Origin of the sequence: Colwellia sp. MB3u-4 (genome assembly GCF_014077065.1) — a bacterium.
Taxonomy (GTDB): Bacteria; Pseudomonadota; Gammaproteobacteria; order Enterobacterales; family Alteromonadaceae; genus Cognaticolwellia.
In genome coordinates this window covers 1-22,968 of sequence record NZ_JACGVE010000067.1, presented here as the reverse complement: position 1 = coordinate 22,968, position 22,968 = coordinate 1, and the positions used below count along the sequence as shown (strand labels likewise).

Annotated in this window: 19 protein-coding genes; 10 read left to right on the top strand and 9 right to left on the bottom strand. The window is 39.6% G+C overall.

The features are described 5' to 3' along the window. Positions 1–96 precede the first annotated feature (96 nt). Both H4J61_RS03575 and H4J61_RS03570 read right to left on the bottom strand, forming a co-directional pair. Positions 97–2,718, bottom strand: a complete 2,622-nt coding sequence (locus H4J61_RS03575) for a TonB-dependent siderophore receptor (RefSeq protein WP_182183745.1) — start codon at positions 2,716–2,718, stop codon at positions 97–99. Positions 2,719–3,475: 757 nt separating this feature from the next. Next, entirely contained in the window at positions 3,476–5,059 is a 1,584-nt protein-coding gene (locus H4J61_RS03570) for an isocitrate lyase (RefSeq protein ID WP_182183743.1), read from the bottom strand. Between the two features lie 343 nt (positions 5,060–5,402). Between H4J61_RS03570 and H4J61_RS03565 the strand changes: the two genes are divergently transcribed. The 7 genes from H4J61_RS03565 to H4J61_RS03535 all read left to right on the top strand — a co-directional run bounded on the left by H4J61_RS03565 (position 5,403) and on the right by H4J61_RS03535 (position 12,591). After that, positions 5,403–6,338, top strand: coding sequence for a LysR family transcriptional regulator (locus H4J61_RS03565; RefSeq protein WP_182183741.1), 936 nt, complete (start codon positions 5,403–5,405; stop codon positions 6,336–6,338). A gap of 23 nt (positions 6,339–6,361) precedes the next feature. Beyond that, on the top strand, positions 6,362–6,730 hold the full coding sequence (locus H4J61_RS03560) for a CidA/LrgA family protein (RefSeq protein ID WP_310649940.1): 369 nt from the start codon (positions 6,362–6,364) through the stop codon (positions 6,728–6,730). A gap of 5 nt (positions 6,731–6,735) precedes the next feature. Then, a complete protein-coding gene (locus tag H4J61_RS03555) occupies positions 6,736–7,461 on the top strand; it encodes an LrgB family protein (RefSeq protein ID WP_259363077.1) in 726 nt (241 codons plus the stop codon). A gap of 582 nt (positions 7,462–8,043) precedes the next feature. Beyond that, the gene (locus H4J61_RS03550; protein ID WP_182183739.1) at positions 8,044–10,218 is read left to right on the top strand and encodes a malate synthase G; all 2,175 of its coding nucleotides are present in this window, start codon (positions 8,044–8,046) and stop codon (positions 10,216–10,218) included. 383 nt (positions 10,219–10,601) lie between these two features. Beyond that, positions 10,602–11,180 carry a hypothetical protein gene (locus H4J61_RS03545; protein WP_182136009.1) on the top strand — a complete coding sequence of 193 codons (579 nt, stop codon included), beginning with the start codon at positions 10,602–10,604 and terminating at the stop codon, positions 11,178–11,180. A 364-nt stretch (positions 11,181–11,544) separates the two neighbouring features. Next, positions 11,545–11,736 carry a DUF2892 domain-containing protein gene (locus H4J61_RS03540; RefSeq protein WP_182183738.1) on the top strand — a complete coding sequence of 64 codons (192 nt, stop codon included), beginning with the start codon at positions 11,545–11,547 and terminating at the stop codon, positions 11,734–11,736. A 555-nt stretch (positions 11,737–12,291) separates the two neighbouring features. Further along, on the top strand, positions 12,292–12,591 hold the full coding sequence (locus H4J61_RS03535) for a peptidylprolyl isomerase (RefSeq protein WP_182136011.1): 300 nt from the start codon (positions 12,292–12,294) through the stop codon (positions 12,589–12,591). 86 nt (positions 12,592–12,677) lie between these two features. Here the strand turns inward: H4J61_RS03535 and msrQ are convergent, their stop codons facing one another. From msrQ to H4J61_RS03500, 7 genes are all read right to left on the bottom strand, one after another. Next, entirely contained in the window at positions 12,678–13,322 is a 645-nt protein-coding gene (gene msrQ, locus H4J61_RS03530; RefSeq protein ID WP_310650029.1) for a protein-methionine-sulfoxide reductase heme-binding subunit MsrQ, read from the bottom strand. Continuing rightward, positions 13,322–14,329 carry a protein-methionine-sulfoxide reductase catalytic subunit MsrP gene (gene msrP, locus H4J61_RS03525; RefSeq protein ID WP_182136012.1) on the bottom strand — a complete coding sequence of 336 codons (1,008 nt, stop codon included), beginning with the start codon at positions 14,327–14,329 and terminating at the stop codon, positions 13,322–13,324. Before msrP ends, msrQ begins: the two co-directional genes overlap by 1 nt. A 129-nt stretch (positions 14,330–14,458) precedes the next feature. Further along, positions 14,459–14,821 carry a glutaredoxin gene (locus H4J61_RS03520; RefSeq protein WP_182136013.1) on the bottom strand — a complete coding sequence of 121 codons (363 nt, stop codon included), beginning with the start codon at positions 14,819–14,821 and terminating at the stop codon, positions 14,459–14,461. Positions 14,822–14,876: 55 nt separating this feature from the next. Beyond that, positions 14,877–15,428, bottom strand: coding sequence for a DUF2058 domain-containing protein (locus H4J61_RS03515; protein WP_182183736.1), 552 nt, complete (start codon positions 15,426–15,428; stop codon positions 14,877–14,879). A gap of 182 nt (positions 15,429–15,610) precedes the next feature. Further along, the gene (locus H4J61_RS03510; RefSeq protein WP_182183734.1) at positions 15,611–17,866 is read right to left on the bottom strand and encodes a xanthine dehydrogenase family protein molybdopterin-binding subunit; all 2,256 of its coding nucleotides are present in this window, start codon (positions 17,864–17,866) and stop codon (positions 15,611–15,613) included. Next, positions 17,863–18,339, bottom strand: coding sequence for a (2Fe-2S)-binding protein (locus H4J61_RS03505; protein ID WP_182136016.1), 477 nt, complete (start codon positions 18,337–18,339; stop codon positions 17,863–17,865). The genes H4J61_RS03510 and H4J61_RS03505 overlap by 4 nt, the downstream gene beginning before the upstream one ends. Before the next feature lie 78 nt (positions 18,340–18,417). Continuing rightward, positions 18,418–19,050, bottom strand: a complete 633-nt coding sequence (locus H4J61_RS03500) for an NTP transferase domain-containing protein (protein WP_182183732.1) — start codon at positions 19,048–19,050, stop codon at positions 18,418–18,420. A 271-nt stretch (positions 19,051–19,321) separates the two neighbouring features. On the opposite strand from H4J61_RS03500, the gene H4J61_RS03495 reads away from it, so the two are divergent. The 3 genes from H4J61_RS03495 to H4J61_RS03485 form a co-directional block, all read left to right on the top strand. Beyond that, positions 19,322–21,757: a penicillin acylase family protein gene (locus tag H4J61_RS03495; RefSeq protein ID WP_182183730.1), complete on the top strand. Its 2,436-nt coding sequence runs from the start codon at positions 19,322–19,324 to the stop codon at positions 21,755–21,757. A gap of 53 nt (positions 21,758–21,810) precedes the next feature. Continuing rightward, positions 21,811–22,194 (top strand): MAPEG family protein, encoded by a 384-nt coding sequence (locus H4J61_RS03490; protein ID WP_182183728.1) that lies wholly within the window; start codon positions 21,811–21,813, stop codon positions 22,192–22,194. 409 nt (positions 22,195–22,603) lie between these two features. After that, the coding region (locus tag H4J61_RS03485; RefSeq protein WP_182183726.1) for a chorismate mutase at positions 22,604–22,968 on the top strand (365 nt) is incomplete at its 3' end.

Sequence of the window (22,968 nt, the reverse complement as noted above, 5' to 3'; positions counted from 1 at the left end):
CAAAGCCTAAAAGTTGCATAAAAAAAGCTCTTACCTAAGTAAGAGCTTTTTAACAATTTTAAATACTTTTATATATGGTTACATACTAAGTGTTATTTAAAATTTGTAGCTTGCTTTAACGTAGACAAAACGGCCTTGGCTATTGTGTGTACCACTGACGAAGCCCGTAAAATCATGATAAGAAAACGGAGGTTCTTCATTAAACAAGTTGGTGGCACCAATACTTAAAGTGGTATCTTTAATGCCGATATAATTCACTGTGGTGTCAACCGTTGTCAATGAATCTATATCATTCATACCTTCAGCAGCCACTGCAGCATCTTGTTTGAATTCGCCAACATAGTTAACCGCCATACTTGCGTTCCAGTCACCTTGTACCCAAACCGTATTGAATGACCAACGTACTTCAGGTTGTTCAAAGTCACCTTCTTGAGTATCAATGCGCATAGAGCCATCAGCATTCGGGCGAGCATCTTCATAAGATAAAACGTAATTTAGCGCATAGGTAAATCTGAAATCACCCATATCAGTTTCTAAGCCGTAATTAGCTTCAACGTCTAAGCCTGATGTGGTGATATTACCAATATTTTCATATTGATCAAAAATACGTACTACTTCACCCGGATCGCCAGCAACACTTGACGGTAAACGCTCAACTACAGAGGGATCGTTACCCAAGGTACTAAATTTAAACTGCGTATCTTTCGTGATAACATTTTCGATATCATAATCATAATAATCTACTGAAAAATCCATGTTATCAGCTAGTTCATAGATTAAACCTAAGTTATAGCTTTTAGACTCTTCAGGGCCTAAATCATCATTACCTGACAGTACTGCGGTATATTCTTGTGGCTCACAAGCTTTATTAACATTACCAACAGCAGCACAACGTACCGAATCAACTAAGTTAGGCGATTCATCTGTGTTGCCTAAACCAATTTGATGCAATGACGGTGCTCTAAACGCCGTACCGTATGAACCACGTAGTGATAATGAATCAGTTGTTTGCCAAATAAAGGCTACTTTTGGATCGGTAGTGGTACCAAAATCGCTGTAATCTTCATGACGTACCGCCACCTGTACTTCTAAATTATCAAGTACTGGAATCGCTAACTCAGCAAAAATAGAGGTATTGTCACGAGAACCGTTAGCTTGGGTTGCTTCCGTACCGAAAACTTCACCACGCAAGAATTGATCATCAGGGTTGTCGCTAATGCTCTCTTCTCTGTATTCAACACCTACCGCTAAACCAAGATCGCCATGTGCCATTTCCATTAATGAACCACTGATTTTACCATCAAATGACTTACTGGTTGATTTACCAATACGTGTGGTAGTAGTTTCAATAAAGTCTAATGATTCTTGACTGTTACTTGAGGGTTCAAACGGGTTCCATAAACCACTGTCAATCGCTTCTTGCGTACGACGAGAATTAGGGAAGCCATTTACGCCACGCTCTGTCGATTCACTTTTAATGTAGTTATATGCAACTTCCCAGCTCCAATCTTTAATTTCGCCTTGTAGACCAATAATTGAGCGATAATAATTTGAGGTAACACGTTTTTCACGATTGCCAATATCGAGCATACGTCGACGCATGGTTAAATCTTGCTGATAAAACTCATGAGTCGGTAGGTTGGCAAAAGGGTGGTTAACGTTGTCTCCCGCCATAAATAACTCGTTAAAGCTTGGGCTACCAGCACCACGAATAGTGGTTTTTGAATGTTGACCGTTTAATTCAGCAAAGCCACGTAAATTGTCATTAATTTCGTACTTACCTAAATAAATAAAGCTAGCACGTTCAGTAGCAGGAACTGAGGTCATTACAGGCGCGTAGTCATAACGACAAAGATTACCCACAATATCTGCTTCAGCACAAACATCATTACCAAAGGTATCAGGCAAACGATTAGTTGAGTCACTCGCTAAAGCAATAGTGCCTGGGAACCCTGATGAACTTCTAAAGTCAGTGGCGAACGGGTCGTTAGGTCTTAAAGCTTTTTGGTTAGCTGATTTTGAATAATCTCGATCAGCATAAAGAATTTCTTCGCGGTCAAAGTAATCTAAAGCAAAAGTGTGGCTGCTTTTTTCTGTTGAGCTGCCCCAAACAATACTAAGGTTTTTTTCTTTACCACCGCCATCAGCGGTGTCACCAAGTTTGGCTGAAATCTCAGCACCTTCAACATCATCTCTTAAGATAATATTGATAACGCCGGCAACAGCATCAGAGCCATAAGTGGCTGAGGCACCATCTTTTAGAATATCAACGCGTTTAATAGCCGCTAATGGAATATTATTGATATCAACAAAGGCGGTATCAATATTATTAGCAAATGGTGACACAGAAACGCGTCTGCCGTTCACTAATATTAATGTTGAGTCAGCACCCAAACCACGTAATGAAACACTTGAACCACCATTGCTGGTATTGTCACTGCTGTTTCCTTGCGTTGAAAAAGTGCCTTGTCCTGCCATAGGTAATTTGGTAAAAAGGCCAATAAGGTCAGTCACACCACTATTGGCAATATCTTCTGCACTGAGTGATGTTAATGGAGATGGTCCTTCCATGTCCGTTCTCTGAATGTGAGAACCGGTAACTTGTATTCTTTCTACACTGTCTTTTTCTGCCGCAACGGCAAGATAACTTTGTGAAGCAAATAATGCGGCGGTAATACTGAGAGCAAGTAAGTGTTTACGATTATTTAAGACTGTCATGTTTCCTTCCTTTTTGTGCTTTTATAATTGTTGGTGTTTTATTATATTTTTTCATTAAAATACTATTTAACTAAGACAAATTAGCAGCTTTTCACTACAAATAAAACTTGGTTTTAACAGGTAAGTCCACATGAAACTTAACTTAAATGTAAAGTTATGTTACCAATTGTCATTTAACTACGAGAAATGTCGGACCTTTACCTAATAATGAATAGCAATCGATAATAAGATTTAATTTATCTGCAGTTTGACCGTAAGATTTTATAAACTAATTTAAGCTCTTACCAATAAAGCAGCATGGGTATTTTGCTAAGACATTATTATTTCATTCATACTAAAGGCTTTTCTTTACATTAAAAAACATCAAGTTAATGACAACTCCCCCCATCTTGTTCGTATCGTTTTAAATGACCATATTAGCTAATAACTCAGCCGTAGATCCCAAGGTAAATAGCGGCATTTAACGATTAATCATATTCGTGAACAGATAAATTCTGTGGGTTGAATCGGCTGGTAGTTATTTCATCACTGTTATAGTTAGCTTAGCTTTTAAATGCTTAAAAATCTTTACTGCCTAAAAATCAACCTAAAAAATGAACATAAAAAAATCCGATGAAAGCTATTCATCGGATTTTGGTTTTCTTGCCAACGGTCGAGCTAAATGTGCTTCAATTGTTGGCCTTACTGCTTAAAGGCATTGTTGTTTTCACTGCAGTTGGCTGTGCTTTTACCAGCCAACTATTATGCTAATCTGCAATTAAAACTGGTTAGAAGTGTTATTAGCGCCACCGGCTTTAAGCGCATTTTCACCTGCAAAGTATTCTTTGTGATCATCGCCCATATCAGAACCTGACATGTTTTGATGTTTAACACAGGCGATACCTTGACGAATTTCTTTACGCTGAACACCTTCAACATAACCCAGCATACCTGCATCACCAAAATATTCTTTCGCAAGATTATCGGTAGATAACGCCGCGGTATGGTAAGTAGGTAGTGTAATTAAGTGATGGAAAATACCCGCTTCACGTGAAGTCTCCGCTTGGAAACTACGGATTTTGTCATCGGCAGCAACCGCTAACTCAGTTGTATCATAATCAACATGCATTAAATCAGCACGAACATAGTTAGATACGTCTTCACCAGCCGCAACCATGGCGTCAAAGGCTTGCTGACGGAAGTTTAGTGTCCAGTTAAATGATGGGCTGTTGTTGTAAACCAGCTTAGCATTTGGAATTTCTTTGCGTACTTCGTTCATCATTGCCGTGATGTCAGCAACGTTTGGTGTTGCCGTTTCAATCCAAAGTAAGTCAGCGCCCGCTTTAATCGCTTCGATGCTGTCAAATACACAACGCTCTTCACCGGTACCTTGACGAAACTGGTATAAACCAGAAGGTAAACGCTTAGGACGAACTAGCTTACCGTTACGGTTGAAACACACATCGCCTTCAGCCATATCGCTTACGTCAATTTCTTCAACGTCTAGGAAAGAGTTATATATGTCACCTTGATCGCCAACTTCTTTAACTACGGCGATTTCTTTAGTCAGGCCAGCACCTTCAGAGTCTGTACGTGAAACGATAATACCATTGTCTATACCTAGTTCTAAGAAAGCATGACGTAATGCACGAATTTTAGAATGAAAATCTGCATGAGGAACCGTTACTTTACCGTCTTGATGTCCACATTGCTTTTCATCAGCCACTTGGTTTTCAATTTGAAGTGCACATGCACCAGCTTCGATCATTTGCTTAGCCATGATGTAAGTCGCTTCAGCGTTACCAAAACCTGCATCGATATCAGCAATAATTGGCACAACATGTGTTACGTGGTTATCAATTTGGTCTTGGATAGCCGCTTTGTCGCCTTCGCTTGCTGCGTCTAGGTCACGGAAAAGACCGCCTAGTTCACGGGCATCAGCTTGACGTAAAAAAGTGTAAAGCTCTGCAACTAAAGCAGCTACTGAAGTTTTTTCGTGCATAGATTGATCAGGAAGAGGACCAAATTCACTGCGAAGTGCAGCAACCATCCAACCCGAAAGATATAAGTAACGACGGTCTGTTTTACCCGCAAAATGTTTCTTGATAGAAATCATTTTCTGTTGGCCAATAAAACCATGCCAACAACCTAAAGATTGGGTGTACTTAGAACTATCAGCGTCGTAAGCTGCCATATCAGCACGCATAATGTTTGCAGTATACTGAGCAATGTCTAAACCCGTTTTAAATTTGTTCTGCGCTCGCATACGGGCTACTGATTCAGGATTAATGGCATTCCATGAACTGCCAGCTTTTTCTTTAATTGCTTGAACTGCTTCGATTGCACTTTGATAATTAGACATATGACTTGCTCCAAAATTTTAACTGACAGTATTTATAATTATTGATGGTGTAACTTCTCATGTAAGTTGTCACACCGGACAACACAAATACTAAACCAGTCGCTGTTAATAAACAAAATATATAATTAGCATCCTTACCATTCACAAAGTAAATAATGGTGTATTAACTCTAAATAATACAAGTCAATAACTCAATAAATTCAAATACTAAGCCACCCAGCCAATGAAAAATACCCGATAATAAGGATAAGTTTAATTTATGTTTTCCATTGAATTAACTTGATTATCACTATAAGCCATGACATATATCTAAGTTATACTTTTGTTCTAGATTATTAATGTTATGAATATCTCAAAAATTGATTTAAACCTGCTAATTTATCTTGATGTTTTACTTAGAGAGAAAAATGTTACACGCGCAGCGGGTCAATTAAATATTACCCAACCGGCAATGAGCAATGGTTTAAAAAGATTACGTACACTTTTTAACGATCCTATTTTAGTCAGAACATCCGATGGTATGGTGCCGACCGAACGTGCTCGGGCTTTAGCCCCTGCTATTCGTAAAATTTTATTAGAGCTAGAAGAAGCACTGCAAGGTGAAGAAGAATTTAACGAACTTAATAGTCAGCGGGTTTTTCGTCTTATGGCTAGTGACTATGCGGCTTCGACATTACTACCCAAATTATTGAAGCGGATCAATCAAATAGCGCCTAACGTGACCATTGACATCATGACACCCAGTGATGTTAATTTTCATGATGTGGAGGCAGGTAAAATTGATATGGCCATTAACCGTTTTGATGAGTTACCACAATCTTTTCATCAAAAAACTATTTGGCGAGATTCTTTTTCGTGCCTGTTAAGTGCGAATAATCCGATAGTGTCAAAGTTTAACCTCAACACTTACCTCAGTGCGAAACATGTTTGGGTATCTAAAACCGGCTTTGGAGTCGGTGTTGGTATGGATCCAAAAGATGTGCAAAAATTAGGCTGGGTTGACGAAGCCCTAGCGCGCTTAGGTAAACAACGTAATATTAAAGTCTTTACGCGAAATTATCACGTGGCAATGCAGCTTGCACTAGAAGATGAATTAGTCGCCACCTTACCAACACGGGCCGCATTAATTCATAAAAACGATGCTAACTATACGGTACTTAAGCCACCATTCGATATTCCTGATATTGAACTTAAAATGATTTGGAGCCCACTGTTGCACCATGACGCTAGTCATATATGGTTTAGACAGTTGGTTATTGAAGCCGCCAATGAAGGCTAATACAGCAATAAGGTTTAGTCAGTGTGATCACGTTTAAGCAAAAAACATTCAATGCTTTGTATAGCATCTTTGCTATTTTTAGTTGCCTTGCCCTAGGTAAGTTATGTGGGTATTTTGCGCCGATATTACCGAGTAGTTTATATGGCTTGATTATTTTCACCCTGACACTACATTTTCGTCTCTTTAATGCTGATTATATTAAAAGCACTGTCGTGTGGTGTTTAAAGCATATGGCGGTGTGTTTTGTGCCTGCCGGTGTTGGTATTATGAACCACTTTGAATTGATCAAACAATTTGGCATCGCCATAGTCGCTATTACCTTTCTAACGACCTTTCTATTACTGACGGTTGTCGGTTTACATTATCAGCGCTACGCTGTCGATGCTGAGTAACCTTGATGATGACAATGATCACTGAGTTATTACACAACCATTTACTGTCTTCGATTTTTACTGTCGCTGGCACAATTGCACTGTTTCAGTTAACTGCAGTTTTTCAACGTAAACTCAACGCTATTTGGTTGCAACCTATGCTGATGTGTATTTTAGCCATTATTGCTATCTTACTTTGGCAAGATATTAGCTTTGAGAGTTATTTTTCAAATGCTTGGCTACTTAATGCTTTGCTTGAGCCCGCCGTTGTAGCTTTAGGCTTTCCACTGTATCAGCACTTAGAAACCATTACTAAAGAGTGGAAGAGTATTGTTTTAGTGTTATTGCTTGGCGCCTTCATTGCCATTGTTAGCAGTTTTATTATTACCATGCTGTTAATCGGGGATTACACCATTGCCGTGGCACTTTCACTCAAGTCAGTGACTACACCTATTGCTATTGCCATTGCCGGTCCATTAGACGGTAATACCGCTATTACCGCCTTTGCCATTATTCTCGCCGGCTTTTTTGGCGCTTTAGTGGGTCCGCCTTGGTTACGGTTTATTAAAGTTAAATCACCTAAAGCACAAGGCTTGGCTATTGGCGCTGCCAGTCATGCTATTGGCACGGCAACGGTCAGTAATATTAGTTACCAACACGCGGCTTATAGCTCATTGGCTTTAATTGTTTCTGCTGTTATTACTGCCCTCACTAGCCCATTTATTATCACTTTTTTGGCAACGCTTTTTTAGCCTGATTAACCTCATACTCGTTTTATTGGTTAGCTGAGCTAGTTTATAGACACCAATAGTGGCCAAATATAAGGCCACTATTTTAATCACTCCTGGTGCAATGATTAAATAACCCAATAACAGATTATTTTAACGCGCTAAAATACTCACAACGTCAGTGAGCTTGGTCTCATTTTTCATGGCAAAACTTTGCCTTTAATACCTTGTCATATAGGCTAAAAAAATAAAACAGTCTGATTTATCTTAAGATTTTCACTTGCCTAACTAAAAATTTATTCAACGTTTTTATGGATGATTCATTCGCCGCATGAATATTAAGGATAACAAGGATAACCACAAACAATAATGCCAATAAAGGTATACTAAAATGAAAGCGACCTGCTGCTGATCATAATTAATAATAAATTAACTTTATGAGCATGTTTAAAAACAAAACACTGGGCTAAAGTAAGACCTATTGTTAACCAGCAGCTATTGCATCAGATAGACAATATTTCTAGATTGCTGATAGTAGTTTTTCGTCAATGTATTAAATAATAAAACTTTCTTCCAAACTTTCAAACTATTCAAAATAGGTGCCCTATGACAAAAAGAATTTCAATCGCAAATTTGCAGGTAGCAGAAGAATTATATAATTTTGTTAACCAGCAAGTACTGCCAGGTACAACACTAGCTTCAGATACTTTCTGGTCTGGCTTTGCAAAACTCATCGCCGATTTAGCACCAAAAAATAAAGCCCTATTGGTAAAACGCACGTCATTGCAAGCGCAAATAACGGCTTATCATCATGCACATCAAGCTGAAAAATTTAATTTTAAAGCATATAAAAGCTTTTTAACCGCTATTGGCTACCTCGTTCCCCCTGTGGCTGACTTCACCATATCAACAAAAAATGTCGATGCTGAATTAGCCACTATCGCAGGACCGCAACTTGTTGTGCCGGTCATGAATGCTCGCTTTGCCTTAAATGCGGTCAATGCTCGCTGGGGGAGCTTATACGACGCCTTATATGGCTCAGATGTGATATCTGAAGCAGATGGCGCTGAAAAAACAAAAGCTTATAACCCTGCACGTGGGGCTAAAGTTGTCGCCTTTGCTCGCGACTTTTTAGACCAAACTATTCCTTTAGTTAATGGCTCTCACACAGATGTTAGAAGTTATCAAATAATTAACCATGCGCTGGTTGTTACACTCAGTAATGGTGAAAGCACCTACTTAGCTGAGCCTGAATTATTTATTGGTTTTACCGGTGAGCAAACGTCGCCCAATGAGTTGGTTTTTAAACACCACGATTTACACTTTATCGTTGAATTTGATCAAAACAGCACGATTGCAAAAAGCGATACAGCGGGTGTTAGTGATATTTCAATGGAGTCAGCATTAACCACTATCATGGATTGTGAAGATTCGGTTGCCGCAGTTGACGCTGAAGATAAAGTGATTGCCTATAAAAATTGGCTTGGTTTAAATCAAGGCACTTTATCTGAAACTTTTGAAAAATCAGGTAAACAACAAACCCGTTTGATGCATCCTGATAAATGTTTTCAAAAGCTTGATGGTACAGAAGGCAAACTAAAAGCTCGCAGCTTAATGTTTGTCCGTAACGTTGGCCACTTGATGACCAACAATGCCATTATTGACCAGCACAACAATGAAGTACCTGAGGGCATCATGGATGCTGTTATTACCTCATTAATATCCACATACGACGTTAATCAAAAAAACACTTTACGCAACAGTGACGCAGGTTCAGTTTATATTGTTAAACCTAAAATGCATGGTCCTGAAGAAGTGGCTTTTGCCAATGAATTATTTGACCGAGTTGAAGACCTATTAGTTCTACCTCGTCATACGGTAAAAATGGGTATTATGGATGAAGAACGCCGCACTAGTGTTAACTTAAAAGCCTGTATTTATCAGGCAAAAGAGCGCGTGGTATTTATCAATACTGGCTTTCTTGACCGAACCGGTGATGAAATTCATACCTCAATGGCTGCCGGCGTTATGGCCAGAAAAGCAGATATCAAATTAACTAAATGGATTTCTGCTTATGAAGATAATAATGTCGATGTTGGCTTAGCTTGTGGTTTTAGTGGCAAGGCACAAATAGGCAAAGGCATGTGGCCAATACCTGATCAAATGGCCAATATGTTAGCCACAAAAATTAATCATGTGAAAGCGGGCGCCAATACCGCATGGGTACCCTCGCCAACCGCAGCAACCTTGCACGCTTTGCATTACCATAAAGTGAATGTATTGCAATTGCAGCAGCAACTGAAGAACCGTGTACCGGCAAACGTCGATGATATTTTAACTATACCTTTAGCAGAAAATACCCAGTGGTCAGCACAAGAGATTTCAGATGAGTTAGACAACAATTCACAAGGAATTTTAGGCTATGTTGTACGCTGGATTGATCAAGGCGTTGGTTGTTCAAAAGTGCCTGACATTAATAATGTTGGCTTAATGGAAGATCGCGCGACTTTAAGAATATCAAGTCAGCATATGGCTAATTGGTTACAACATAACATTTGCACACCAGAACAAGTGCTAGCCAGCTTGAAAAAAATGGCCACCATTGTTGATCAACAAAACCAAGGTGATAGTCAATATCACGCTATGTCGAATGACTTTGACAACAGCATAGCTTTTCAAACGGCACTAGCATTAGTGCTTCAAGGCGACAAACAACCTAACGGTTATACTGAGCCTTTATTACATAACAATAGACTGTTATTTAAAGCTCAAGCCAAATAAGACTATAGCTGAAACCACCTAAAGCTTGGTACTAAATAAAGGCCGGTGCTAATAAATCATAGTATTTATCAGCACCGGCCTTTTTTTATGGTTAAAAAACAGCTGATCTGGTGTGATTTATTCAACATCGCAGTCTGCATAGAGCCAAAATTTACTGAGCTGATTTACTGGACTGATTTACTGGACTAGCTTACTGGACTAATGGCTCTATCAGTAAATTAGGCAAATTATAATAAGCCAATTATAAACTAAATCAGGTTATTGGCCTGACAAAACACCCAGATCAACATATTGTTATCGCGTAAACACAAGCCCTATCTATATTAATTTGTAACACAATGGTACAATCGTTACACCAAGGAAGGATACGGGGTAACAATTTAATGAGAATAATTAAAAAGACAGGACCTAAAAAGACAGCACCAAAGAAACCTAACTTAAGTGGCGCTATATTGCTTATGATTGGTTTATTAGGCTTATACTGCTCAGCAACTCAAGCAGCACCTCAAGCAGCACCTAAAGTGAAAAACCAAGCTAAAGTTGTTTTAATCATAAACAAGGTTGTTAGCGAGGTAAAATCACCAACAAATAAGCTTGTTAATAACTACGCTTACCCCAGTATTACCAGCGAAGTATTCAATCAATACAGTCAAATCACTATACAGTCAACTTCTCAAATATCTCAACAACCATCGTTGGGGATTAAAGTCACTGATTTTGCAAACTTAGCACCACATAAGTTTGCTAAAAAAAATTCTCTCTTTGAGTTTGCGGCTAAATTTAATGACAAGCTGCAACAAGTACTCGCCTATTTTGACTTTTCATCCACCAGCACCGACAGTAAAAACAAAAATATTAGCGAAAAAGATTCCAAGAAAAAATCTAGCTTGATTGCTAAAAATAGCAAGAAAGCATTACAGGCCAATGCTAGGGTCAGTAAAGTTCAGAGCAATTTATACTGAGTACTAGTTAAGGGCACTTAATCTGATTGATGATAGTAAAAAAACCGCCCTTTAGCGGTTTTTTAATGCCGGTGTTTCACTTAAACCTAATCACTAAAAAATCCTACCAAACCATAGCCACTGTGCATAACCACTGAGCGTAGTCACTAAAGAGAGTCACTAAAAAGAGTCGCTCAACTTAATCACCTAGCTTTAGCGCTCATTAGTTTGGCTCTTGATGCAACTTACGGATCAAAATTAATTTTAATTACCCTTGCTTTTTACATTAGCAAAACCTAATATAATTACATTAGACTTTACTAATGTACCTAATAAAGTACATATTCTGACTTTAACTTAAGCTTTAACTCAAAAGGATATTCTCATGACACTTAATGAAGCACTTCGTCTAGTTGCAGGTATTATGATTTTAATTTCACTTTATTTAGCCGTAACCTATTCACAAAATTGGTTATGGTTTACCGCTTTTATTGGCCTTAATTTATTACAATCATCATTCACAAAGTGGTGTTTAATGATGACTTTTTTAAAAAAAATGGGCTTAAAAGATACTTAATAAGGTGAGCAACACCAAAGAGTGTCATATGCAGCAAGCTTTAATCCACTCACTATTATAATTAATCACTTGAGTTATTATAATAACTTGAATGACATAAATTATTAGCTGAAATGAAATATCACCCCAGGCGTTATAAGCACTATCAATACTATTTTTAACTCAGGTTTTATTAAGCATAATTTAAAATAAAAATAGTTCTAACTAGCTCAAATACAGAAACAATCACTGGCTATGTAGACCAATACCCAGATAATTTAATACTCCACGTCCCAAGGGTTTCGCTGAGGCGAAATTTGCTACGCAAAACGGGGTATCTTTAGATAGTTAGGTTATCTTCCTTTTTGCACCGCAAGTGGCGGGGAATAAAAACCAACTAAGATTTAATCTATGAAGTTGATAATCAATTACATTATCAAGAGATATACGCTCAATTTATCAGGTTATTTAGTTTGTCGGTTATACCCCCCTTTACCTTAAGTAATATAATTTATCTTTTTGGCTATTCTATTCTCAAAAAAAATACGTTAAAGTCCACCGATAAATTTTAAAGTAATGAATAAGAGAGACACAATGTCAAAAGCGTCAGCACGTCATATATTGGTAGATACTGAAGAGCAATGTCTAACATTAAAGCAACAAATAGTCGCCGGTGAAGATTTTACTGCCATCGCACAAGCGCATTCAAACTGTCCTTCTAAAGCGCAAGGTGGAGCATTAGGCTCTTTCGGTCGCGGCCAAATGGTGCCAGAGTTTGATGAAGTTGTATTTACAGCGCCATTGAATGAAGTACAAGGGCCTGTTAAGACTCAATTTGGTTATCACTTGCTTGAAGTTACTGCTCGAGACGACTAAAACCAAACGATTTAATATCCTTAGGTATCACATCTAAGATATAAAACGAAGGCTAATGCCTTCGTTTTTTTTGACTAAAAAACCAATCATGATGACTTAAACCAACGCTTAATTTTATCTTTGCGTAAAATTAATAGTAATACGGCCATAGTAAAATATATCATGGGTTCAACAATGTCAGATTTTACTGACCAAAAAAAGTGTAGTGCAATCAGTAATACCGCGAGATAAACCCCGTTGTGTAACTTTTGCCACTTTGTACCCATTTTGCGCCTTAGTGCGGTTATTGAAGTGATTGCTAAAGAAAAAAGTATCATTAACGCTGCCATACCGACAGTAATGTAAGGTCTGTCAATAATCTCGTCAAAAAATAGCACAAGATCAAATTGCACTTCAAAAGCTAAAAAATTCAGTAAATGAAACATCGCATAGGTAAAGCTATACAAACCCAGTAATCGCCTTATTTGTAATAAATAGCCTTGGCGATATTTTTTCGCAACCGGTGTTACCAGCAGAGAAATCAGTAATAAATTAAAGGCGCCCATACCGGTAAAGTGAATAACCTCTTCTACAGGGTCTGCACCCAACTGCTCGGTAAAGGCTAAAAAATACAGGACAAATAAGGGTAAAAAAGCCAGCAAGTGAATCGCAATTTTAAGTAACATCACTCTATTGCGTAAAAATACGGCTTTTAAAGCCTCTTTACTCACCCCAGTTGCCTTAGTTTGCACTAATAGTGCTTCCTTAAATCCATATTTTTATACAAGTGAGCAACCTCCTCACCATAGCCATTGAATGGTAAGGTCGCAATACGATTACGGGCAAATAAGCCGCCAGTGGTTATACGTCTCTCACTTGCCTGACTCCAACGCGGATGATCTACAGCTGGATTAACATTGGCATAAAAGCCGTATTCCCTGTCAGCGAGTATATTCCAGGTTGTGGGTGGTTTATGCTCAACTAATTTTATACCGACAATGGATTTAATACTTTTAAAACCATACTTCCACGGCACAACTAATCGTATAGGCGCACCATTTTGCGCGGGTAGGGTTTTACCGTATAAACCTACGCTCATAAACGTTAGCGGATTCATAGCTTCATCAATACGTAAACCTTCTACGTAGGGGTATTGTACACCTCCGCCCATTCGACTTTTTTGTCCTGGCATCTGCTCTGGATCATATAAAGTTTCAAAGGCGACATATTTTGCTCGTGAATTAGGTGCTGCTTTTTTAATTAACTCTGCTAAGCCAAAACCTACCCATGGAATAACCATTGACCATGCTTCAACACAGCGTAAACGATAGATACGTTCTTCTAAGGGAAAGTGTTTAAATAAATCATCGTAACCTAAGGTATAAGGTTTATCGACTTCACCAGAAATGCTTAGTTGCCAAGGGTTAACCTTAAATCCTTGCGCATTTTCAACGGGATCGCTCTTACCCGTACCAAATTCATAAAAATTATTATGGCTGGAAATTTTAGCTTCAGGGGTGAGTATTTGTAAAGACTCGCCTGCTGGCGCAAACTTTAAGGCTTGACGCTTAAACACCTCGGCTTCTTTACTACTGAAAAAGTCTAGTGCGCCAGCATTCGTACTGGCAGATTGTGCTAATAAACTACCCGCACCTAGGTAACCAAGCTTCTTTAACAGCTCACGTCGACCATAATAAACTGACTCGTCTGTTACTTGCTGCTCGGACAGTTGATGGTTTTTTTTCGTGTTAATTAACATTTTCACCTCTGATCGATCTAGTTATAGCCATCTGATTAACTTGCAATATACAGACCCATAAAGAGGTGAAAAAATTCTTAATAAAAGCTCAATATTTAATTAAAAGTCATGTTTAATTAAATATAGTGCTTAACGAGAAAACTTCTCTAAATAGTTAATAATCTCACCTGATTCATACATCCAAGTAATTGATTGATCTGCATTGATAATTTTTAAACAAGGTACGGTTCTTTTACCACCTTCTCGGATCAACTCTTCACGGTATTGCTCATGCTGGTTTATATTGCGTAATTCAATATTTAAGCCTAATCGCTTCATAGCGCGACGGGTTTTCACACAAAATGGACAAGCAGGTAATTGATACAAGCTTAAATGTGCCGTACTAGCATCCACTTCTTTTTGTAGTTGTGGCGAGCGTTTTGGCGCACTGGGAGAAAATATAAAATTTAATAACAAAATTAAACGGCCAATCGGCCAACGAATTAAAAACATAGTAGGGTTTGTGCTCACTGTTAAGTAAATAAACTAAAAGAATGACATGATTTTATTACCACATCATATCATCAGGAATTTGAAATTCTGCGTAAGGGTCATCTTCAGCAATAACTTCATCAGCCACCTTGGTGTTTTGCACCAAAATAACTGCTTTATCTAAACTCGCTACTTTTTCTGCCGTTTCGGTGGTAACGATATAAGTTGTATCATTGACACCACATAAGGCTAAACGGCCATTAACTAAGGCTTTATGGGTGACAGCATCAACAAATAACTTCTTAATTTTGCTATTAAAAGTGTAATTATATTCTGCTTCGCCTTTAACATTGCTCACTTGATGATGTTGCAAAATTTGTAAAATTCTCTGCTGTTGCTCTTTTGCTGCTAAGGTTTGTTTTCTTTCATTATTCAAGGCGATATCATGGGCTAGCTTGTCTTTTTTCGCCAGCTCAAGCTCTTGTTTAACTTGCTCTTGTAAACTAGTGTCAACCTTGACGCCACTGCGCTTTTGTTTGCCTGTTTTGCGTTTATCACTATTTGCTTGTCGTGCTTTTTGCTTGGTGGTTAAACCTGCTTTAAGCAACTGGTCTTGTAATGAAGCCATCTATTTTCCTATGGTAGAATACCAATTGAATATCGATTTTTACTATTTTATCAGTTCGTTTACCATTTTACAGCATTCAATAAAAAAGCAGCATAATTTGCTGCTTTTTTCTGATTAATTTATCAAATTAGATTGGCCGCTAGCACAGCCTAAAACCGCTGCAGCTAGCTAACCATGCGTATTTACACTATACCATATTTTTTTAATGGCAATTCTCGATAACGCTTACCTGTAGCATTAAAAATAGCATTACAAATAGCAGGGGCAATAGGCGGAACACCCGGCTCACCGACACCGCCTGGAGGCGCGTCACTGTCAATTATTTCTACATGTGTGGTTGGGGTATCTGCAATTCGAGCTACTTGATAACTGTCAAAATTATTTTGCTCAATGGCCCCATCTTTCGCGGTTAGTTCACTAAAAAAGGTTAATGATAAAGCAAAAATAGCCGCGCCTTCCATTTGCGAGCGAATGCGTTCAGGGTTTACCGCTAAACCACAATCTACCGCCATCCAAACGTCATTAACTTTAATTTTCCCGTCACTGTTTTCTGATACTTCAACAATACAAGCCACATAACTAACGAAGCTTCGATGCATAGCAATACCTAAACCATGGCCTTTAGGTAGCTTTCTGCCCCACTTTGCCATGGTACTGGCTTTTTCTATTACGGCTTTCATACGTGCAGTGTCAACAGGGAATTTCTCTAGTGTTTCACCATAATTTCCGTATTTAGCCTGCTCTTTAGAGAAGTCAATTTTACGATCTGCGCCCAACATAGCGATTAAGTTGTCTTTGCTGTCCAAACCTTTTGCTTGGGCCAGCTCATCCACAAATGAACTTACTGCAAAAACATGGTTGATATTGGTGACTGAACGCATCCAGCCGATACGAGTATGGGCTGGCGCTTTGCCGGCAGCACAACTGACATTAGCAATATCATAGGGCATATCAATTAAGCCTAAATCAGCTTCTGAGCCAATTAAGTCTTCACCTTGGCTGAACGTTGAGCCAATAGGCGGCTCTGCCACATGATGTTGCCACGCAGTCACCGTGCCATTTTCGTCAATACCGGCCGCAAGCTTTTGATAACTAACCGCATGATAATAACCATTTTGAATTTCATCTTCGCGAGTCCACATCACTTTAATGGGCACATTTAACTGTTTAGAGAGTATCGCGGCTTCAACAATAAAGTCAGGCTTAGATTTTCGACCAAAGCCACCCCCTAATAAAGTGACATTAATATTGACATTTTCTGGCGCAATACCGGTAATTTGTGCCACGGTACTTTGCGCTGACTGTGGTGTTTGAGTACAAGCCCAAATATCAAAAATACCGTCATGAAAATGTGCGGCAGCGGCTGGTGGCTCCATAGGGACATGAATTAATTCCGGCACATAATAGGATGCTGTGATCACTTGTTTAGCCGCAATTAATGCTTTACCTACATCACCTTTACTGCGCAACACTTTGCTCGGGTTATCACAGCTTTTTGCTAATGCTTGTTTATAATCATCGCTGTTGTAACTTTGATGCGCACTTTCATGCCATTGCATTGCTAATGCTTCTCGACCTTTCATTGCCGCCCAAGTATTTTTAGCAATAACGGCAACGCCCCCTAAAGGTTTAAATACCGCAGGCTCTTCTAAATCAGGTAATTGCACTACATCAATAACACCCACAATGGCTTTTGCCGCCGCGCTATTAAATGATTTAACCTTTGCCCCCAGTACCGGTGGCCTAGCAATAACAGTATATTGCATCTGGTCTAATTCAACATCAAAACCGTAAGTAGTAGCACCTGTTGCGATTTTTTCACCGTCAACTAAAGCCACATCCGATTTGCCAATAAGATTAAAATCTTTCTTATCTTTTAATATTAAGGCCGATTGTGCAGGCAAGGCTAGCGTGCTTGCTATGGCAACTAAGCTGCCAAAAGATAATGTTCGACCCGTTTCTTTATGGACAATAGTGCTATTTAGCGCTGCGGTTTCACTCACATCAACTTGCCATTGCTTGGCTGCCGCCTGTTGCAGCATCATACGTGCCGTTGCACCAGCTTCTCGCAGGGGTTGATAAAAACGTCTTACCGAGCGTGAGCCATCAGTATTTTGGCTACCATATTTTTTATCACCTAAACCTTGTACAACGGTTATTTGTTGCCAATCAGCGCCGAGTTCGTCGGCGACAATCATCGGAATGCTGGTTCTGATCCCTTGACCCATTTCTGACCTATGCACCACAATACTGACTATATTGTCGCTACCTATTTGGACATAAACATTGGGTGAAAATTTATCAGCGGCTATAACACCTGCCAAGGCTTTTGGAATCGTTAGCATGGACGGTAATTGCACCCCAAGCACCAAAGCCGTAGAACTGATACCGAGTGTTTTTAAGAAGCCGCGACGGCTAACATTTTCAATATGTTTCATGATCCGCTTCCTTTTACTTCAGTGCCCAAGTCAGCGGCAAGGTGAATCGCTTGTTTGATGCGTTGATAAGTACCACAGCGACAAATATTACCACTCATGGCGAGTTCAATATCTTCATCGTTTGGTGTAGGTTTGCGGTCTAACAATGCTACCGCTGACATCATCTGTCCTGACTGACAATAACCACACTGTGCCACATTTAATGCTTGCCACGCTTGTTGAACCGGGTGTTCTCCATGCTCAGAAAGTCCTTCAATCGTGGTGATTTTTTGCTGCGCAATAGCCGACACTGGCATAACACATGAGCGAACAGGTTGGCCATCAACATGAACCGTACAAGCGCCACATAAGCCTTTACCACAACCATACTTGGTACCGGTATATTTTAAAATATCTCTTAATGCCCACAACAAGGGCATATCGCCATCATCATTAAATTGATGTTCTTTACCATTGACCGTTAAGGTGATCATACAATCATTTCCTTTAAGTTTGTTGAACCTTGCTTTGGTTAGTCTTGCTTTGATTAAGCCTAGCGTTAGCTAGTGATGTTATGTATTAATACCAAGCTTTTTAACCATGTATGTTAATTGCTCTGGTGTATCTATATCAATAAACGCATGCGCGAGTGGTACTTTTAATAATTTATTTTGGTATTGCGCTAGCAGCGGCTTTGCCCCTTGCTGACCTGTTAACTGGGTTAATTCAGTAAAATAGTCTTGAGAAAATATCACCGGCGGGCCAATGTTTTCTTTTTCGTTTGACGCAACTGCCCTTAAGTCTTGTGCAACAACAATAGCATGAGGATTAGCTTGCCAATAACCTTGATGACGAATCAAATCAGCTGAGGTTAGCTGCCATTGGTCAACTAATACGATCATAACCACTTTTATATTAGCAGCTAATCCTGCAACACCAACAGCAATCGATGACGCCATACCGTCTGAGAACTTGCTATTAATAATAGTCTTGATGGGGAGATGGTCAATACGCGCTTGAATTTGGCTGGCATTAAAACCTAAAACGCAATAGACCTGACTTGTCACCTTTAAAGCTTGCGCTAATTGCCATTCAACTAAGCTTTGTTCGTGGATATTAATTAATTGCTTCATCTGACCTAAACGAGACGACTGCCCTGCTGCCAACACTATGATGGCAAAATTATTATTTGCGCAACTCGTCATTTTAATTTCATCTCTACCATCATCTTAAGCCTTTTGTTGGCAAACCATCTTAATACCCATACATCTGAATACCAATAGCATGAGTGTAACATCAAATAAAATCAGCAAGGCAATTTCAGCCAAGCATCGGATTTTACCAAATGTATATATGTGTATCTCTTTATGTAACTGTAATCTATGGTTAGGATGAATTTAGCGAATCATCAAGATTCAAACTTCATTTGTTTTAAGGTACTCTACGCTATCGAAATTGTTTACTTTGCTAAGCCTAATGAAACATTTAAAAAATACGCTGATCGGCATACTATTTATTCTCTTCTTAGTTATCGCGACGTTGAGTACTTGGATATACAGTCAAATCGACAGTGCCTTACCACAATTAGACGGTAAGCAAACACTTTATGGCTTATCTGCCAGCACTATTGTAGAGCGAGACTCGCAAGGTATTGTCACCATCAAAGCAGATAATCGCTTAGACATCGCCATCGCCACAGGCTTTGTTCATGCTCAAGAACGCTTTTTTCAAATGGATTTATTACGCCGAAATTCAGCTGGCGAACTTGCCAGCCTATTTGGTGACGCCGCAATAGCCTATGACAGTGACATTCGCCGCCATCGTTTTCGTGAACGCGCTACTAACATAGTGTCACAATTATCAACCGCAGATTTAGACCTACTAAAAGCCTACACCCGCGGGGTAAATCAGGGCTTAAAATACCTTAAAGCGCCACCATTTGAATATTTACTACTACGCCAAGCCCCCGTCGAATGGCAAGAAGAAGATACCATTTTAACCGTACTCAGTATGTATATCGACTTACAGTATCAAGACGGAAAGCGCGAACGAACCCTAGGCTTAATGCATTCGCTTTTAAGCTCTGAAGTGTATGCTTTTCTTAACCCTAAAGGCAGTCGTTGGGATGCGGCTATAGATGGCACTGAGTTTCCTGCATCGCCATTACCAAAAGCAGCGTGGCCTTCTGCATCGAGTGAAGGTATGGCGGCTTTGCTAAAGCATCAAGCGCTAGACCCGCTGATAGCTGACGGGTTTTCCTCACCACTGGCCAGAGAAAAAGCAGCTTTAAATGAAGAGTTCCCAGGTTCAAATAATTGGGCTATTGCCGGTAATATCAGTTCAACCGGCAGCGCTATGGTTGCCAACGATATGCATTTGGGCATTCGGGTACCAAACACTTGGTTTAGAGCCTCTTTTGAATATCAAAGTGTCGATAATACGGCCATCAAAGTCACCGGCGCAACATTACCTGGCACACCCAACATTATTATTGGCAGCAACGGTCATATTGCTTGGGGCTTTACCAACAGTTATGGCGACTGGAGCGATGTGATCATTCTTGAAACCAATGCCGATAAAAGCCAATACTTAACGCCCGATGGCTACCAAAACTTTATCAAACGTAAACAAATTATCGCAGTAAAAGATCAAGAAGCGGTCGACATCACGGTAACTGATACCATTTGGGGACCTGTGATCGGTGAAAATGCTCAAGGCGATTTACTTGCCTATCGTTGGATTGCTCACGACAAAGCCGCGGTTAACATGGCTATTGTTGAATTTGAAACCGCTACCAATGTAGAGCAGGCCTTCGCTATTGCGGCTCGTGCCGGCTTACCCGCACAAAACTTAATGGTGGGCGATAAACAAGGTAATATTGGCTGGACCATCATGGGGCCGATCCCACAACGCAGCGCAAATTTTGGTGAAATACCGACATCTTGGGCCAATGGCGAAAATAAATGGTTAGGACTTTTGCCAGCTGAAGCGTATCCCAAAGTCATCAACCCAGACAATTCGCGCTTATGGACAGCAAATTCACGGGTTATTGGTGGCGATATGTTGAACAAAGTCGGTAATGGCGGCTATGCCATCGGTGCGCGGTCTTCACAAATAAAACAAAACCTCGAGGCTAAAGCTTCGTTTGATGAACAAGCCTTACTCGATATTGCCCTTGATAACCGGGCTAAATTTTTATTACGTTGGCAAAGATTTATCTTGTCTGATGTACTTACTGACGCCATGTTGGCTAAGCATCATGACTGGTATAAAGTGAAGAAAATTATCGATGTTGAACATTTGTCAGCAAGCACAGATTCTGTTGCCTATCGCCTGATCAGAAATTTTCGCTTAGCCGTCAGAGAGCAAGTGTTTGAAATTTTCAATGAAAATATGACCAAGCTTGATAAAAGTTACAGTTTTCATAGCATACGTCACCAAATAGAAACGCCATTATGGCAGTTAATCAATCAGCAGCCCGAGAACTTTCTCTGGCGTAGTCATGAAAGTTGGTCGGCCTTATTTGAAGCTAGCCTTGAGACAACACTCAGTCAAATGACCGAATCAAGCACACTGGCGAACGCCACTTGGGGTAAACAAAATATCAGCAAAATTCAGCACCCATTAAGTCGTGCTGTGCCATTTATTGGCCAATGGCTTGATATGCCTGAAGTAGAATTACCCGGTGATAGCTACATGCCAAGAGTGCAAGGACAATCATTTGGTGCCTCGCAGCGCATGGTGGTTTCTCCTGGACACGAAGAAAGTGGCATTTTTCATATGCCCACCAGTCAATCAGGTCATCCTTGGAGTCCATATTATGGTTTAGGACATGAGCGTTGGATAAAAGGTCAAGCCTCTAGCTTTTTACCCGGCCCAAGCAAGTACACACTGACTTTACTCAGTTACTAGTGAAGTGAAGCGAAGCAAAGTAACCCAAACTATCAACATACCAAGGAACAATAATGACCACCTTAATTATTTGTTTATTTATCGCCACCCTATTACCTTTTATTGCCAAAATTCCGGTAGCTATTGCCATGCATAACATGGGCGGTTACAACAACAATCACCCTCGTGCTCAACAAGCGAAGCTAACCGGCTTTGGCGCTAGAGCTTTTGCCGCACATCAAAATGCCTTTGAATCGCTGCTTATCTTCGCCCCTGCCGTCTTGTTAGCCATAGCGACACAAAACACCGGCGTTTTTATCGAGCAACTCGCTATTACCCATATTGTTGCCAGAGTGCTTTACAATATTGCCTATTTAATGAATATAGGCGTCATACGTTCATTAATATGGGGGGTTGGCATCATGAGTTCTTTCACTATTATCTATCAATGTATTTAACTGACAGATAATAGTGATTAGCTATCACGTTTAAGTTATTAGACATCAGTGATTAGACATCAGTGATTAGACATCAGTGATTAGACATCAGTTATTCGCGGTGTCTTGGTCAAAATTCTTGCTGATAAGCCTTTTTTATCCCTTTAGATAAAAATTGGCATAAAGAAACGGTTGTACTCTGGTGTGATGGTGGCTAAAGTAAAGCTATGCAAATGACAAAACTAGCCTTTTTCTTTAACACTTTCTTTCTCTCAGTTCTCTGAGCGCGCTTTAGGTTTTGGCATTCACTAAAAACCTCCTAATGGAGGTTTTTTAGTTTTAGTGGTCGCAACAAGTAACAGTAATAAATAACTCGCAGAATATGATAATAAAAGCGAATACACTCATAACTACCTATTAGGAAAACGCGGTGAACGAAGCATTAGATTTAAATAAAATACGTGAAAAAATTACCCAACTCGATCAGCAACTACTGGCATTATTTGCTGAACGCCGCGCCCTTACTTTAAATGTTGCGAAAAGCAAAGCTCATCTCATTCGTCCAGTAAGAGACCAACAGCGCGAACAAGAGTTACTGATCCGCTTGATCACCCAAGGTAAAAAACTAGGCTTAGATGCGCATTACGTGACCAGTGTCTTTCAAACCATTATTGAAGATTCCGTGCTTAATCAGCAGGCTTACCTGCAAACCTTAGCCAATCCAAATATACAAGAGCCATCAGTTAGTGTCGCTTTTCTTGGTGATAAAGGTTCTTACAGTTACTTAGCAAGCCA